The organism is Streptomyces sp. NPDC050806, assembly GCF_055586425.1.
The window spans coordinates 471,622-487,241 of the sequence record NZ_JBVJIF010000009.1 but is presented as its reverse complement, the minus strand read 5'-3'; the positions used below and the strand labels follow the sequence as shown (position 1 = coordinate 487,241).

The window sequence follows — 15,620 nt, the reverse complement described above, 5'->3', positions numbered from 1 at the left end:
GCCCGAGTGAGACCGGACGAGGTACGTCTCTGTCCATACCGGCAAAGAACTGGGTGTGGTTTTGTACACACAAGGCCCATGACGACCACCGGGCCAGGAGCGATAGCCTGGCAGCGTGATCAGCGCGATAACCCGCGGGGGCGTCGAGGCCCCTGCCCCGCGCCCGGGACACGACGGTGCCCGGGCGGCCGTTGATCATTCCTGTGTCGACCAGGTGCCAGGAATGTCAAATCTGGCCAATTCCGCCCCGGTCGCCCCTCATCGCGGCATAGCGTCGAATCCGACCGGACACGGTCCCGGGTCCATCCCGGGGTTCCGTGATGCGCCGGTCCGGCGTCATGCCGTTTCCACTCATTTCCACAACGTCACGCAACGGCGCGCGACAGGAGCCAGAGGACATGCAGACCAAGCTGGACGAAGCCAAGACCGAGCTGCTCACGAAGGCCGCCAGGGTCGCTGAGAGCGGGCCGGCGGGAGGGCAGTCACCGGTACCGGGCCTGGACCCGGACACCCTCAGTGGATACCTCCAGCGTTACTACCTGCACACCGCCCCGGAGGACCTCACCGGGCGGGACCCGGTCGACGTCTTCGGCGCGGCGCTCTCGCACCACCGCCTCGCGGGCATCCGGCCGCAGGGCACGGCGAACGTCAGAGTGCACACCCCGACCGTCGAGGAGAACGGCTGGACCTGCAGCCACTCCGTCGTCGAGGTCGTGACCGACGACATGCCCTTCCTCGTGGACTCCGTGACGAACGAGCTGTCGCGGCAGGGGCGCGGCATCCATGTCGTGATCCACCCGCAGGTCGTCGTCCGGCGTGACGTCACCGGCAAGCTGATCGAGGTCCTGGACGCCGAGGACGAGGCGCACGGCACGCCCGGCAAGGACAAGGGCGCCGAGCTGCCGCACGACGCCTTCGTGGAGTCCTGGATCCACGTAGAGATCGACCGGGAGACCGACCGCGAGGACCTCAAGCAGATCACCGCCGATCTGGTGCGGGTCCTCAACGACGTGCGCGAGGCCGTCGAGGACTGGGAGAAGATGCGCGACTCCGCGCTGCGCATCGCGGACGAGCTGCCCGCCGAGCCCACCGCCGACGACCTGCGCGACCGCGAGGTGGAGGAGGCCCGCGAGCTGCTGCGCTGGCTGGCCGCCGACCACTTCACCTTCCTCGGCTACCGCGAGTACGAGCTGACCTCGGCGCCCGGTGAGGCCGACGGCGACGAGGACGTGCTCACCGCGGTGCCCGGCACCGGCCTGGGCATCCTGCGCTCGGACCCGCAGCACCACGAGGACGACGAGGGCCACCCCGTCTCCCCGTCCTTCAACCGGCTCCCCAAGGACGCCCGCAAGAAGGCCCGCGAGCACAAGCTGCTGATCCTGACGAAGGCGAACAGCCGTGCGACCGTGCACCGGCCGAGCTACCTCGACTACGTCGGCGTGAAGAAGTTCGACGCGCAGGGGAACGTCGTCGGTGAGCGCCGCTTCCTCGGCCTGTTCTCGTCCGCCGCGTACACCGAGTCGGTCCGCCGCGTGCCGGTCATCCGCCGCAAGGTCACCGAGGTGCTGGAGGGCGCCGGCTTCTCGCCCAACAGCCACGACGGCCGCGACCTGCTCCAGATCCTGGAGACCTACCCGCGCGACGAGCTGTTCCAGACCCCGGTCGACCAGCTGCGCGCCATCGCCACCAGCGTGCTCTACCTCCAGGAGCGCCGCCGGCTGCGGCTGTACCTGCGCCAGGACGAGTACGGGCGCTACTACTCCGCGCTGGTCTACCTCCCGCGGGACCGCTACACCACCGGCGTCCGGCTGCGCCTGATCGACATCCTCAAGGAGGAGCTGGGCGGCACCAGCGTCGACTTCACGGCCTGGAACACCGAGTCCATCCTCTCCCGGCTGCACTTCGTCATCCGGGTCGCGCCGGGCGCCACGCTGCCCGACCTCACCGACGCCGACGCGGACCGCATCGAGGCGCGGCTGGTCGAGGCGGCCCGTTCCTGGGAGGACGGCTTCGCCGAGGCGCTGAACGCCGAGTGCGGCGAGGAGCGCGCGGCCGAGCTGCTGCGCCGGTACGCGCACGCCTTCCCCGAGGGCTACAAGGCCGACAACTCCCCACGCGCCGCGGTCGCCGACCTCCAGCACCTGGAGAAGCTGCGCACCGCGGAGGAGGGCCGGAACTTCGAGGTCAGCCTGTACGAGCCGGTCGGAGCGGGCCCCGGCGAGCGCCGCTTCAAGATCTACCGCACCGGTGACCCGGTCTCGCTGTCCAAGGTGCTGCCGCTGCTGAACCGGCTCGGCGTCGAGGTGGTCGACGAGCGGCCGCACGAGCTGCGCTGCCCGGACCGGTCCAGCTCCTGGATCTACGACTTCGGCCTGCGGATGCCGGAGCGGCCGAACGGCGACGACTACCGCGAGCGCTTCCAGGACGCCTTCACGGCGGTGTGGACGGGCCGCGCGGAGAGCGACAACTTCAACAAGCTGGTGCTGGGCGCGGGCCTGGACTGGCGGCAGGCGATGGTGCTGCGCGCGTACGCGAAGTACCTGCGGCAGGCCGGCTCCACCTTCAGCCAGACGTACATGGAGGACACCCTCTCCTACAACGTCCACACCACCCGGCTGCTGGTCCACCTCTTCGAGGCGCGGATGGCCCCGGCCCGGCAGCGGGCCGGCACGGAGCTGATCGACGGGCTGCTGGAGGAGCTGGACGGCGCGCTGGACCAGGTGGCCTCGCTGGACGAGGACCGCATCCTGCGGTCGTTCCTCACCGTCATCAAGGCGACGCTGCGCACCAACCACTTCCAGAAGGACAGCAACGGCGAGCCGCACTCCTACCTGTCGCTGAAGCTGGACCCGCAGGCCATCCCGGACCTGCCGGCGCCCCGCCCGGCGTTCGAGATCTGGGTGTACTCGCCGCGCGTCGAGGGTGTCCACCTGCGGTTCGGCAAGGTGGCGCGCGGTGGTCTGCGCTGGTCGGACCGGCGGGAGGACTTCCGTACGGAGATCCTCGGCCTGGTCAAGGCACAGATGGTCAAGAACACCGTCATCGTGCCGGTCGGCGCGAAGGGCGGCTTCGTCGGCAAGCAGCTGCCGGACCCGGCCGTGGACCGGGACGCGTGGCTGGCCGAGGGCATCGCCTCGTACAAGACCTTCATCTCCGGCCTGCTGGACATCACCGACAACCTCGTCGGCGGCGAGGTCGTGCACCCGGAGGACGTGGTCCGGCACGACGGCGACGACACCTACCTCGTCGTCGCGGCCGACAAGGGCACCGCGAAGTTCTCCGACATCGCCAACGAGGTCGCCGAGTCCTACGGCTTCTGGCTGGGCGACGCCTTCGCCTCCGGCGGTTCGGCGGGCTACGACCACAAGGGCATGGGCATCACCGCGCGCGGTGCCTGGGAGTCGGTCAAGCGCCACTTCCGGGAGCTGGGCACGGACACCCAGACCGAGGACTTCACGGTCGTCGGCGTCGGCGACATGTCCGGTGACGTGTTCGGCAACGGCATGCTGCTCTCCGAGCACATCCGGCTGGTCGCGGCCTTCGACCACCGGCACATCTTCCTCGACCCGAACCCGGACGCGGCCACCTCGTACGCCGAGCGCCGCCGGCTGTTCGAGCTGCCCCGCTCCTCGTGGGCGGACTACAACAAGGAGCTGCTGTCCCAGGGCGGCGGCATCCACCCGCGTACGGCCAAGTCCATCCCGATCAACCAGCACGTCCGTGCCGCGCTGGGCATCGAGTCGGGCGTCACGAAGATGACGCCGGCCGACCTGATGAAGGCCATCTTCCAGGCGCCGGTGGACCTGCTGTGGAACGGCGGCATCGGGACGTACGTGAAGTCCTCGGCCGAGTCGAACGCGGACGTCGGCGACAAGTCGAACGACGCGATCCGGGTCGACGGCCAGGACCTGCGGGTCAAGGTCGTGGGCGAGGGCGGCAACCTGGGCCTGACCCAGCTCGGCCGCATCGAGTACGCCCAGAACGGCGGCCGGATCAACACCGACGCGATCGACAACAGCGCCGGCGTGGACACCTCGGACCACGAGGTGAACATCAAGATCCTGCTGAACTCCGTGGTGGCCGACGGCGACATGACGGTCAAGCAGCGCAACAAGCTGCTCGCCGAGATGACCGACGAGGTCGGCTCGCTGGTGCTGCGCAACAACTACGCGCAGAACGTCGCCCTGTCGCTGGCCATCGCCCAGTCCTCGAACATGCTCCACGCGCAGCAGCGGTTCATGCGCCGCCTGGTGCGCGACGGCCAGCTGGACCGGGCGCTGGAGTTCCTGCCCTCCGACCGGCAGATCCGGGAGCGGCTGAACAACGGCCGCGGCCTGACGCAGCCGGAGACCGCGGTCCTGCTGGCGTACACCAAGATCACGGTGGCCGACGCGCTGATCAAGACCGAGCTGCCGGACGACCCGTACTTCCAGCACCTGCTGCAGGCGTACTTCCCGTCCGCGCTGCGCGAGCGCTTCCCGGAGCAGGTCGACCACCACGCCCTGCACCGTGAGATCACCACGACGGTGCTGGTCAACGACACGGTCAACAGCGGTGGCACGAGCTTCCTGCACCGTATGCAGGAGGAGACCGGCGCCTCCCTGGAAGAGGTCGTCCGGGCGCACACAGCGGCCCGCGCGATCTTCGACCTGGGCCGGGTCTGGGACGACGTCGAGGCGCTGGACAACAAGGTGCCGGCGGAGGTGCAGACCCGCATCCGGCTGCACTCCCGGCGGCTGGTCGAGCGCGGCACCCGCTGGCTGCTCAACAACCGCCCGCAGCCCCTGGAGCTGTCCGGCACCATCGACTTCTTCCGGGACCGGGTCGCCGCGGTCTGGGCCGAGCTGCCCAAGCTGCTGCGCGGCAGCGACATGGAGTGGTACCAGTCGATCTTCGGGCAGCTCACCGAGGCGGGCGTGCCGGAGGAGCTGGCGCACCGGGTGGCCGGGTTCTCGTCGGCCTTCCCCGCGCTGGACATCGTGGCCATCGCCGACCGCACCGGCAAGGAGCCGCTGGACGTCGCCGAGGTCTACTACGACCTGGGTGACCGGCTGCGGATCAACCAGCTCCTGGACCGCATCCTGGAGCTGCCGCGCAACGACCGCTGGCAGTCCATGGCCCGGGCCGCCATCCGCGAGGACCTGTTCGCCGCGCACGCCGCGCTGACCGCCGACGTCCTCTCGGCGGGCAACGGCAGTGCCACGCCGGAGCAGCGGTTCAAGGCGTGGGAGGAGAACAACGCCGCGATCCTGGGCCGGGCGCGGGCCACGCTGGAGGAGATCGAGGGATCGGACGCCTTCGACCTGGCCAACCTCTCGGTCGCCATGCGCACGATGCGGACGCTGCTGCGCCAGCACGGCTGAGCCGCCGACGCCGCACGGGAAGGGCCCCGGAGCAGCTGCTCCGGGGCCCTTCCCGTGCGGAGGACGCCGTCGGCTACTTCTTGGTGAAGGCCTCGTACTCCTTGAGGACGTCGGCGGTGGGGCCGTCCATGAGGAGCTCGCCCTTCTCCAGCCACAGCACCCGGTCGCAGGTGTCCCGGATGGACTTGTTGTTGTGGCTGACCAGGAAGACCGTGCCGGCCTCCTTGCGCAGCTCGCGGATGCGGGCCTCGGAGCGCTTCTGGAACTTCCGGTCCCCGGTCGCGAGCGCCTCGTCGATCATGAGGACGTCGTGGTCCTTGGCCGCGGCGATGGAGAACCGCAGCCGGGCCGCCATGCCCGAGGAGTAGGTCCGCATCGGCAGGGAGATGAAGTCGCCCTTTTCGTTGATGCCGGAGAAGTCCACGATCTGCTGGTAGCGCTCGCGGACCTGGTCGCGCGACATGCCCATGGCCAGGCCGCCCAGGATCACGTTGCGCTCGCCGGTCAGGTCGTTCATCAGCGCCGCGTTCACCCCCAGCAGCGAGGGCTGCCCGTGGGTGTAGACATGGCCCCGCTCCGCCGGCAGCAGCCCCGCCACCGCCTTGAGCAGGGTCGACTTCCCCGACCCGTTGGTGCCGATCAGCCCGATCGACTCGCCGCGGTAGGCGGTGAAGGACACGCCCTTGACCGCGTGCACCTCCCGCACCCCGGTCGAGGGCCTGCGGCGCACGATCCGGTTCAGCGCCGCGGTGGCACTGCCCCGGCCCGCACCCGTGCCGTAGACCCGGTAGACGATGTGCAGATCATCGGCGATGACGGTGGGAATACGCTCCTCGGCGGCCGCGGTGGCCTCCACCGCCGGCTGCTCCAGATCGGTGCTCTGCTGCTCAGCCACGGCCGTACCGCTCCTCCGCCTTCCAGAAGTACACAAAGCCCACCAGGCCCATCACGACCGCCCAGCCCAGCGCCAGCGCCCAGATGTGCGGGGGGAGCTGTGCGGCGGTGAAGGAGTCGATGAGCGCGAAGCGCATCAGGTCGATGTAGATCGCTGCCGGGTTCACGTCCAGCAGGAAGTGGACGAAGCCGGGGATGTCCTTGCCGGCGGTCACCACGCTGATGCTGTACATGACGCCGGACGCGTACATCCACGTGCGCAGGATGAACGGCATCAGCTGCGCGAGGTCCGGGGTCTTGCTGCCCAGCCGCGCCATGATCATGGCCAGGCCGGTGTTGAAGACGAACTGCAGGCACAGCGCCGGGATCGCCAGCAGCCACGACCAGCCCGGCACCTGCCGGAAGGCGAGCAGGATGACGACCAGCACGCCCATGGAGAAGAGCAGCTGCTTGAGCTGCATCAGGCAGAACGAGATGGGCAGGCAGGCGCGCGGGAAGTGCAGCGCGCGGACCAGGCCGAGGTTGCCGGAGATGGCGCGGGTGCCGGAGAGCACCGAGCTCTGCGTGAAGGTGAAGATGAAGACGCCGGTGACCAGGAACGGGATGTAGTCCGGGACGCCCCGATGGGTTCCCAGCAGCAGGCCGAAGATCAGGTAGTAGACCAGCGCGTTCAGCAGGGGCGTCACGACCTGCCACAGCTGGCCGAGCTTGGCCTGGCTGTACTGGGCGGTCAGCTTGGCGCTGGAGAACGCCGCGATGAAGTGGCGCCGGTGCCACAGCTCCCGGACGTACGCGGGGAGCGACGGGCGGCGGCCGCTGACGGAGAGGCCGTACCGCTCGGCCAGGGCGCGCGGATCGGAGTCCGGCGGGGCGGCGGGGACCGGACGCGTGAGGGTCTGAGACATCAGTCCGCTTTCGTGCGTGGACGCGGGCGCTGCGAGGCTGGTGGCACCGCGAGGCTGAGGAACTCACGACGAGACGGCTCCGTATCGTCGCAACCCGAGAGTAGGGCGCGCGTAGGTCGAAACGCAACCGTCCCGTCGCGACGCTATGCTCCCTCCATGGCAAAGGACCCAGCACCGACCGAAGCGGCACCCCAGGTACCGCCGGGCCGGCCTGCGCCGTCGGCCCGCCGGGCGCCGGCCGGCGCCGCCGTGCTGCGCGAGGAGAAGACCGCCGCCATTCGGGCAGCGGTCTTCGCGGAGCTGGCGGCCGTCGGGTTCGGCCGGATGTCGATCGAGGGCATCGCACGGCGCGCGGGGGTCGGCAAGACCGCCGTGTACCGCCGCTGGCGCTCCAAGCTGCACCTCGTCCTGGACGTGGTCACCGCGCTGGCCGCCGAGGGCATGCCGGTACCCGACACCGGCACGCTGCGCGGTGATGTACGGATGCTGCTGGAGGTGGCGTCCCGGGCGCTGCGCCATCCGATGGCCGCGCAGATCATCCCGGACCTGCTGGCGGAGGCGGCGCGCAGCCCGGAGATCGCCGAGGCGCTGCGGAGTGCGTTGCACGACAGCCAGGAGTCCATGACGCGGACGATGGTGGGGCGCGCGGTCGAGCGCGGTGAGCTGCGGCCGGACGTGGATGTCCGGCTCGCGCTCGACCTGATCACGGGGCCGCTGTACTGGCGGGTGGTGGTGCTCCGGGGCGACCTGCCCAAGGGGTACCTGGACGAGCTGGCGGCCGCGGTGGCGACGGCGCTCGGCGCGCGGGGCGCGTAGCGCCGTCTCGTCAGGGGCGCGGTGTCGACTGCGGGCCGCATGTGGCCGGTCGCGCAGTTCCCCGCGCCCCTGACGGGGCTCGGTACCCCCCTAGCCGGCCAGGCCCATGTCGGACGCGGTGGCGTCGGCACCGTTGTCGGGCGCGGTGACCGTGCCGGTCTGCACCGGCAGCGTGGTCAGGCCCGAGCCGGTCGCCGCCGCCTCGCGCGGCGTCGGTGCCACCGTGCGCTCGTCGAGCGGCACGACCTCCGGCGTCTCCTCCTGGCCCAGGAACACCCGGCGGACCACGCGCTCGGCCGCGTGGCCGTCGTCCCACTGGCAGAAGCGGGCGCGGAACGCGGCGCGGCGGGCCGCGGCCTCCGCGCCGTTCCAGGTGCCGTCCCGGAAGGCGGCGATCAGCTCGTCCTCATTGGTGGCCACGGCGCCCGGGGTGTCGCCCGGCTCGCCGGACAGCAGGTCGAAGGTGACGCCGCGGGACTTTACGTACACGTCCCAGTCGTCCGCGTAGGTGATGATCGGCCGGTCGAGGTTGGCGTAGTCGAACATGATCGACGAGTAGTCCGTGACCAGCGCGTCGGCGGCCAGGCACAGCTCCTCGACCGACGGGTGGCGCGAGACGTCGATCAGCAGGCCCTGCTCCTGGAGCTCGGCCAGCCGGTCGTTCTCGCCGTAGAAGTAGTGGGTGCGCACCAGCAGCACCACGTCCGGGCCCAGTTCGCGGGTGACGCGCTCCAGGTCCATCCGCGGGATGTAGCCGTTCTGGTAGTCGCGGACGGTCGGCGCGTACAGGACGGCGGTGCGGCCCGGGGCGATGCCGAGGCGCTCGCGGATCTCCAGGACGTCCTGGGCGGTCGCCCGGTAGTACACGTCGTTGCGCGGGTAGCCGGTGTCCAGCGACTGGAAGGCGCAGGGGTAGACCCGCTCCCACTGCTCGGTGGTGTGCTGGTTCGAGGAGACGCTGAAGTCCCAGCGGTCCGCGCGCTGCAGCAGCTTGCGCATGGACATGCCCTTGGCCGCCGCCGGGTACTGCTGCTGGTCGATGCCCATCCGCTTGAGCGGGGTGCCGTGGTGGGTCTGGAGGTGGATCTGCCCGGGGCGCTTCACGACCGCGTCGGCGAAGTTGACGTTGTTGACGAGGTACGTGGCGCGGGCCATCACCTCCCAGTAGCGCGGCGAGCCCACGATCACGTGGTCGACGCCCTCGGGGAGGGTCTCCTCCATGCCCTGCTTGATCACCCACACGCCGTGGATCTGCGGCGCCAGCTCCTTGGCCTTCTCGTAGATCGCGAACGGATTGCAGGCGGGGGTGCGGTTCCAGTACGCGGCGTAGACGGCGAGGTGCGGGTCCAGCGGGCGGCGCAGCTGGAGCTGGTAGAAGCGCGCGTACGCCTGCTTGCCGAGGGTGTGCTTGGCCTTCTTCAGCCGGCCCGCCGCCTTCTTGCGGCCCCTGGCGGCCAGCTTCAGCGCGGCGAACGCGGCGTAGGAGCCGCGGGCGAGCGCGTCGTACTGGACGCCCATCACGCCCTTGGGGCGGACGAAGTCGGCGGGCCGGTAGCGGCGGTAGTGCTGGGCCGCCAGCCGGAAGAACTCCGGGCGCGCGGCGTGGGGCACGCGGTCCGGGCGGGCCAGGATGAAGAGGTAGTGGTCGATCATGTGCTCGAAGAGGAAGGCGCGCCAGCGGTGCAGCGCCGGCCGCTCCTCGATGAACGCGAACAGCCGCTCGTACGTGGCGAACGCGGCGAAGTGCGCGCGGCTGGGGGTGCGCAGCGCGTTGCCCTGGCGGCGCTGGCGGTAGTGCACGCAGACCTGGTCCAGCAGCGCGATGCGCTCGGCGCTGAACAGCGACTCGTAGACGACGACCGCGTCCTCGTAGAAGCCGTCGGGGAAGCTGAAGCCGCCGGCGAGGTAGAAGTCGCGCCGGTAGGCCTTGTTCCACACGACGGTGAACAGGCGCAGCAGGTCCGGCCGGTCGTCGATGGTGCCGACCTCGGGGCCGGGCGCGGAGAGCACCTCGGCGTCGCGGTTGCGCTTGGCCTCGCCCCACCAGAAGGTGCGCGCGTAGTCGTAGACCAGGATGTCCGGTTCCTCGGTCTCCTTGATCCGGGCGGCTATGGACTCCAGCGCGTCCGGCAGCAGCGTGTCGTCGCTGTCGAGGAAGAGGAGGTAGTCGCCGCGGGCGTGCGCCACACCCTCGTTGCGGGCGTTGCCGATGCCCTTGTTCTCGGGGAGGTGCAGTGGGACGACGCGCGGGTCACGGGCCGCGTACTCGTCCAGGATCGCCCCCGAGCCGTCGGGCGAGCGGTCGTCCACCGCGACGACCTCGAAGTCGGCGTACGTCTGGGCCAGCACCGAGTCCAGGCAGGCGCGGAGGTAGCCCTGCACCTTGAAGACCGGCACGACGATGCTGAAGCGAGGCGATGCGGCGGAGCCACCGGATGCGGGCATTGCGGAAACTACTCCTCGTATCGGACCGGGCACAGAAAGCGGAATCGCCCGAAATGCGGTTCCTTTTCGCTACCTGTGAGACGGAAGGGATGAGGAGTTGGTTGTGTGTTTGTTCGTTAAAAGTAGGAACAAGTTCAGTCGCGCTTCGCCTCCGGGTGCCGCAGCAGCCAGCCCGCCCATGCCGAAGCGACCATGTCGCGCACGTCGTGCCGGGCCTTCCAGCCCAGCTCGGCGGCGATCCGGTCGGCGGCCGCCACCACCCGCGCCGGGTCGCCGGGGCGCCGCGCGGTGACCTCGGCCGGGCGGTCCCGGTAGCCGGTGACCTCCGCGATCAGATCGACCATCTCGCGTACGGAAACGCCCTCGCCGCGGCCGATGTTGACCGTCAGGTCGCGGACCGGGCCGCGCTCGCCCAGCTTGCGGGCGGCCGCCAGGTGCGCGTCGGCCAGGTCCTCGACGTGGATGTAGTCGCGGACGCAGGTGCCGTCGGGGGTGTCGTAGTCGTCGCCGAAGACACGTGGCGCCGCGCCCTCGGTGAGCTTCTCGAAGACCATCGGGACGATGTTGAAGACGCCGGTGTCGGCCAGCTCCGGAGCCGCGGCGCCCGCCACGTTGAAGTAGCGCAGACAGGCGGTGGAGATGCCGTGCGCCCGGCCCGCCGCCCGGGTCAGCCACTCGCCCGCCAGCTTGGTCTCGCCGTACGGGCTCATCGGCACGCACGGGGTGTCCTCGGTGACCAGGTCCACGTCGGGCATGCCGTAGACCGCGGCGGAGGAGGAGAACACGAAGCGGCCGACACCGCCGGCGGCGACCGCCTCCAGCAGCGTCTGCAGCCCGTGCACGTTCTCCCGGTAGTACAGCAGCGGCAGCTCCACCGACTCGGCGACCTGCTTCTTCGCCGCCAGGTGCACCACCCCGGAGACCTCGTGCTCCGCGATCGTGCGGTCCAGCAGCGCCCGGTCCAGCGTCGACCCGACGACGAGCGGGACGTCCTCGGGCACCCGCTCCGCCACGCCGGTGGACAGATCGTCCAGCACCACCGCGCGCTCGCCCGCGCCCGCCATGGCGCGCACCACGTGCGCCCCGATGTACCCCGCGCCACCGGTGATCAGCCAGGTCATGCTCGCTCCTTCTCCTCGGCTCCGCCGCGCTCGTACGGCGACGGTACGGGGAAGTACGCGCCGAGGAAGGCACGCACCACCCGGTCCTGCTCCGCGGCCGGCACCTCCGCCTCCGCCGAGTCCCCGATGCAGAAGACCGAGTGGCTGCGGGTGGCCAGCAGGCGGCTGAGGACAGTGTGGTGGTCGTAGCGGCCGGCGTTCACGAAGGAGCAGGAAATGGTCGCGGGCGTCGACTTGCCGGTCAGATATCCGTAGTAGTGGTGCAGCGACGAGGCGATGGAGAGATCCGTACGGGCCCGGAAGCGGCTGCCGGCGGTCGCCGCCACCTCCTCGGGGAAGCGGTCGGCGATCTCGGCGAGGACGCTGCGCCGCAGCGGGTGCGGGGCGTGCAGGAAGCTGTGCGTGGCGACGCGGCCGAACTCCCGCTTCAGCAGTGCCCGGTTGTTCTTGGCGGCGGCGAAGTAGCCCTCGTCGTCCTCGGTCACCTCGCCGGGAGGCACGGCCGTGGGCGAGCGGAAGAAGCGCGCGGTGCCGTTGCTGTGGAAGAACGCCGAGGCCGGCAGCGGGCGGCCGAGGAACACGTCGTCGTTGAAGTACAGGAACTGCTCGGACAGGCCCTCGATGCGGTGCAGCTGGCTCTCGATGGCGTGCGAGTTGAAGGTCGGCAGCTGTGCGGTGTCGGCGAACAGCTCGCGGTGGTCGACCACCTTCAGGCCGGGGTGCGCCGTGTCCAGCCAGTCGGGCACCTGGTCGTCGGTGACGAGGTGGACGGCGCGGACCCAGGGCGCGTACATCGCCAGCGAGCGGAGCGAGTGACGCAGTTCGTCGCGGCTGCGGAAGCGGGCGTCGCCGCTGTCCACGTGGTCGGTGGGCAGGCCGGCCGCGCGCCGGGCCGCGTCCCGCCGCTCCCGCCAGGCCGGGTCGGCGTCGTCCACCCAGGTGTAGACGACGTCGACGGGGAAGTCGATGTCCCACATGAGGGTGTCGGAGAGGGCGGCGGGCGTCGGGTGGTCCCGGCCCGCGACCCGCCAGGTCGCCGTGGGCGCCAGGTCCGGCAGGCGCGGCCCGAGGAGCGTGGTGCCGCGCGGGGCCTCGCGCCACCCGTCCTCGTCCGGCGCCCAGAACTCCACGGTGCAGCCGAACGCCGGGCCGTACCGCAGCGTGCGGCTCTCGCTGGTCACCGGCTTGAAGACGCGCACCCCCGCGATCTCGCCGGCCTCCCGCAGCCGTTCGGCGAGCAGCGCGCCGGGGGCGTGGCCGCGCGGCGAGACCAGCTCGCCGTAGACCGGCTCGCCGCGCAGCTCCTCGGCGAGCGCGGCCAGCGCCCGCTCCCGGTCCTCGACCGCCACCGCGACCCGGTGCGCGACCGCCTCGTCCCGCAGCAGGACGTAGCCGATCCCGTGGGCCCGCAGCGCGTCCGTGGCCAGCTCCAGGTTGCGGTCGGCGACCTGCGGCGCGGTGAGGTCGTCGCGCAGCTCCGCCAGCCGGCCGGCGGAGCGGACCAGCCGGCCCGAGCGGTCCTGGGCCTTCAGCAGCACCTCGCGGGCCTTCTGCGCGTCGGCGGAGGGTGCGAGCGGGCCGCCGTGCGGGGCCGCCACGCTGAAGGCCCGGCCGCCGCCCGCCGCGATGCGCAGCGCGGTGCGGTCGGCGCGGGCGGCGAGCCGGTCCGGCGCGTCCCGGCGGTCCACCAGCTTCTCGAACAGCCGCTCCCACTCGCTGGTCACCAGCTCGCCGGAGAAGCGCTCGTACACCCCGGCGCGCGCGGCGTTCCCGTACGCCTCCAGCCGCTCCTGATCTCCCATCAGTTCGCCGAGCGCGGCGGCCAGCGCGTCCACGTCGCCGGGCGGCACGAGCAGGCCGTCCACGCCGTGCCGGACGATCTCGGCGGGCCCGGTGACGATGTCGTACGCGACGACCGGCACCCCGGCCGCGAACACCTCCAGCAGCACCAGTGGGAACGCCTCGTTGCGGGACGGCAGCAGGCACAGGCTCGCCTTCGCCCACTCCTCCGTCATCTCCCGCGTCCGGCCGAGGAGTTCGACCCGGTCGTGCAGCGCCAGGCCCTCGACCAGCTGCCGCAGCTTGACCTCCTGCGGGCCGTCGCCGAAGATCCGCAGCCGCCAGTCCGGATGATCCTCCGCGACCTGCGCGAAGGCCCGTACGGCGTGGTCGAGCTGCTTCTCGGGGGTCATCCGGGCGGCCACCACGATCGTGCGGCCCGCGAGGTCGGAGCGCGGGCGGTAGCCGTCGGGCACCGCGTTCGGGATCACGGGCAGCTCGGGCGCCGCCGGGCCGAGGGACTCGCGGAACCACTCGGCCGTCCGCTCGGTCAGCGAGACCAGCGCGTCGATCCGCGGCGCGTAGCGGAGCAGCGGCTCGCCGCTGACACCGCGCAGCTGGGAGGCGCGGTGCTCCTGGTGGACGGTGATCACCGGGCCCTGCACCAGCTCGGCGGCCGCGGCCATCAGCGCGGGCGTGGTGGTGACCAGCACGTCGGTGTCCAGCGCGGCGAGCGCGGCGCTCAGCTCGACGTCGGAGAGCCGGTTGAAGGTGTGCTCCCAGGCGGGCTCGATCAGCTCGCTGGGGAGCGAGGCCAGGGTGCGGCAGGCCGCCTCGTCCAGGCCGCTGCGGCGCACCGGCCGCTCGTACGGCCCCGTCCGGTCGACCAGGTAGCGGCGGCGGATGTCCCGGCCGGCGGGGAAGAACGGCTCGGAGCGGGTGCGGAAGACGCTCAGCACCGACACGTCGTGGCGCGGCGCGAGGTGGGCCGCCTGGGTGTACGCGGCCATCTCCGTGCCGCCCATCTCGTCGCCGAGGGTCAGCAGGAACGTGATTCTCATGGCCGGTCCTCCGAGGGCTGGTGGGCGGGCACCGCGTACGCGGCGCAGCTGACGGTGAGGTTCCCGGCCGCCGAGAGCTGGGCGTGCACCCGCAGCAGCCGGCCGTCCGCCAGCGCTATGGAGCGGTAGGGCGTACGGAAGACCCGCTTCGGGTGGCGTACGTCGGTCAGCCGGCGGCCGACCTTCAGCCGGGTCCGCCCGGACCGCAGCCGCACCTCCCAGGTGTGCTGGACGTGTCCGTCGGCGGCCATCGCGGCCAGCGGGAGGTCGGCGGTGAGATGCCCCGCACCCTGCTCCAGCGGCATGGGCAGCACGGTGGAGCCCGAGCCCTGGCGGACCGCCTCGGCGGTCCAGCCGGCGTGCCGGGGCAGCGGCCCGACCAGCCGGACCTGCACCGTGACGCGGTCCCAGCGCAGGCCGAGCGCGACCAGTTCGGCCTGCGGGGCGGGGCGGGCGACCTTGAGCAGGGCGTGGCCGTCCGCGGAGCGCACGGGACGGAAGAGGGCGCCGCTGCCGGGGTCGGGGGAGTGCGGGAGCGTCGGCCCGGCCACGGTGCGCGGTGGCGCCGCACGCAGGTCGGCCAGGGTCTCCCGGCCGGTCGCGTCGGTCACGGCGAGGGAGAGCCGCCAGACGCCGGGCCCGAGGGCGAGGACGCCGGGCTCCGCGGGCCCGCCGTGCGGGACGAAGCGGAGCGGGGCCGTCGCGGTGAGCAGCAGCGTGCCGTCGGGCTGCGGTTCGGGGGTCAGCGGGGCGGTCCGGCGGTGGCCGTGGTGGTCCAGATGGAGCAGTGCGGTGCCGATTCCGTCGGCGCGGCGGGGGTAACGGACCGCGATGTTCAGGGTACGGCCGCCCAGAACGGAGAGGTGGACGGGGCGCAGGACGGGCCGTGGGCGCAGCCGGGCGGCGAGCACCGGCACGGTGTCGACGCGTTCGACGCGGCGGCGCACGCCGGCCGCCGCGCGACGGGCACGGCGGCCGGCTTTCACCGCCCGGGACAGCAGGACCTGGTGCATGGCGGCCGGCGCTCCCTTCGGATGGGCGCGGTCGGCGCCCGTCGGTCACATGGCGGGGCATCCTTCTCGTCCGCTGACGAGTCATCCCTTGAGGAAAGTTCTCCCCTATGAGGGGCGGGCGCCCACAGGGACCGGACGCACAGCGGATGTGTACCGGGACGTACGGCGTCATAGTTGCATCAAACGCCCATAGGGGTAAATGACCGGACCGCAGGGAGTGACA

Annotated in this window: 8 protein-coding genes; 2 read left to right on the top strand and 6 right to left on the bottom strand. The window is 71.6% G+C overall.

What is annotated here, in order from left to right; all coding sequences use genetic code 11:
* The first annotated feature begins 398 nt into the window (after window positions 1–398).
* The gene (locus tag ACZ6WH_RS29310; protein WP_469731922.1) at window positions 399–5,363 is read left to right on the top strand and encodes an NAD-glutamate dehydrogenase; all 4,965 of its coding nucleotides are present in this window, start codon (window positions 399–401) and stop codon (window positions 5,361–5,363) included.
* Between the two features lie 73 nt (window positions 5,364–5,436).
* On the opposite strand, the gene ACZ6WH_RS29305 is transcribed toward ACZ6WH_RS29310, so the two are convergent.
* Complete coding sequence (locus ACZ6WH_RS29305; protein ID WP_432864381.1) at window positions 5,437–6,234, bottom strand: ABC transporter ATP-binding protein; 798 nt, start codon at window positions 6,232–6,234, stop codon at window positions 5,437–5,439.
* A gap of 16 nt (window positions 6,235–6,250) precedes the next feature.
* Window positions 6,251–7,162 carry an ABC transporter permease gene (locus ACZ6WH_RS29300; protein ID WP_469731920.1) on the bottom strand — a complete coding sequence of 304 codons (912 nt, stop codon included), beginning with the start codon at window positions 7,160–7,162 and terminating at the stop codon, window positions 6,251–6,253.
* A gap of 156 nt (window positions 7,163–7,318) precedes the next feature.
* On the opposite strand from ACZ6WH_RS29300, the gene ACZ6WH_RS29295 reads away from it, so the two are divergent.
* Window positions 7,319–7,978 carry a TetR/AcrR family transcriptional regulator gene (locus tag ACZ6WH_RS29295; protein WP_432855099.1) on the top strand — a complete coding sequence of 220 codons (660 nt, stop codon included), beginning with the start codon at window positions 7,319–7,321 and terminating at the stop codon, window positions 7,976–7,978.
* Window positions 7,979–8,068: 90 nt separating this feature from the next.
* Here ACZ6WH_RS29295 and ACZ6WH_RS29290 read toward each other — a convergent pair whose 3' ends face one another.
* The 4 genes from ACZ6WH_RS29290 to ACZ6WH_RS29275 form a co-directional block, all read right to left on the bottom strand.
* The gene (locus ACZ6WH_RS29290) at window positions 8,069–10,423 is read right to left on the bottom strand and encodes a bifunctional glycosyltransferase/CDP-glycerol:glycerophosphate glycerophosphotransferase (protein ID WP_469731918.1); all 2,355 of its coding nucleotides are present in this window, start codon (window positions 10,421–10,423) and stop codon (window positions 8,069–8,071) included.
* A gap of 134 nt (window positions 10,424–10,557) precedes the next feature.
* Window positions 10,558–11,544, bottom strand: coding sequence for a UDP-glucose 4-epimerase GalE (gene galE, locus ACZ6WH_RS29285; RefSeq protein ID WP_469731916.1), 987 nt, complete (start codon window positions 11,542–11,544; stop codon window positions 10,558–10,560).
* Window positions 11,541–14,384, bottom strand: coding sequence for a stealth conserved region 3 domain-containing protein (locus tag ACZ6WH_RS29280; protein WP_469731914.1), 2,844 nt, complete (start codon window positions 14,382–14,384; stop codon window positions 11,541–11,543). Before ACZ6WH_RS29280 ends, galE begins: the two co-directional genes overlap by 4 nt.
* A complete protein-coding gene (locus tag ACZ6WH_RS29275) occupies window positions 14,381–15,397 on the bottom strand; it encodes a hypothetical protein (RefSeq protein WP_469731912.1) in 1,017 nt (338 codons plus the stop codon). Before ACZ6WH_RS29275 ends, ACZ6WH_RS29280 begins: the two co-directional genes overlap by 4 nt.
* Window positions 15,398–15,620 lie beyond the last annotated feature (223 nt).

Coding starts and splice junctions, on each gene's coding strand:
- ACZ6WH_RS29310 (WP_469731922.1), top strand. CDS start 399: ATGCAGACCAAGCTGGACGAAGCCAAGACCGAGCTGCTCACGAAGGCC.
- galE (WP_469731916.1), bottom strand. CDS start 11,544: ATGACCTGGCTGATCACCGGTGGCGCGGGGTACATCGGGGCGCACGTG.
- ACZ6WH_RS29295 (WP_432855099.1), top strand. CDS start 7,319: ATGGCAAAGGACCCAGCACCGACCGAAGCGGCACCCCAGGTACCGCCG.
- ACZ6WH_RS29290 (WP_469731918.1), bottom strand. CDS start 10,423: ATGCCCGCATCCGGTGGCTCCGCCGCATCGCCTCGCTTCAGCATCGTC.
- ACZ6WH_RS29275 (WP_469731912.1), bottom strand. CDS start 15,397: ATGCACCAGGTCCTGCTGTCCCGGGCGGTGAAAGCCGGCCGCCGTGCC.
- ACZ6WH_RS29300 (WP_469731920.1), bottom strand. CDS start 7,162: ATGTCTCAGACCCTCACGCGTCCGGTCCCCGCCGCCCCGCCGGACTCC.
- ACZ6WH_RS29280 (WP_469731914.1), bottom strand. CDS start 14,384: ATGAGAATCACGTTCCTGCTGACCCTCGGCGACGAGATGGGCGGCACG.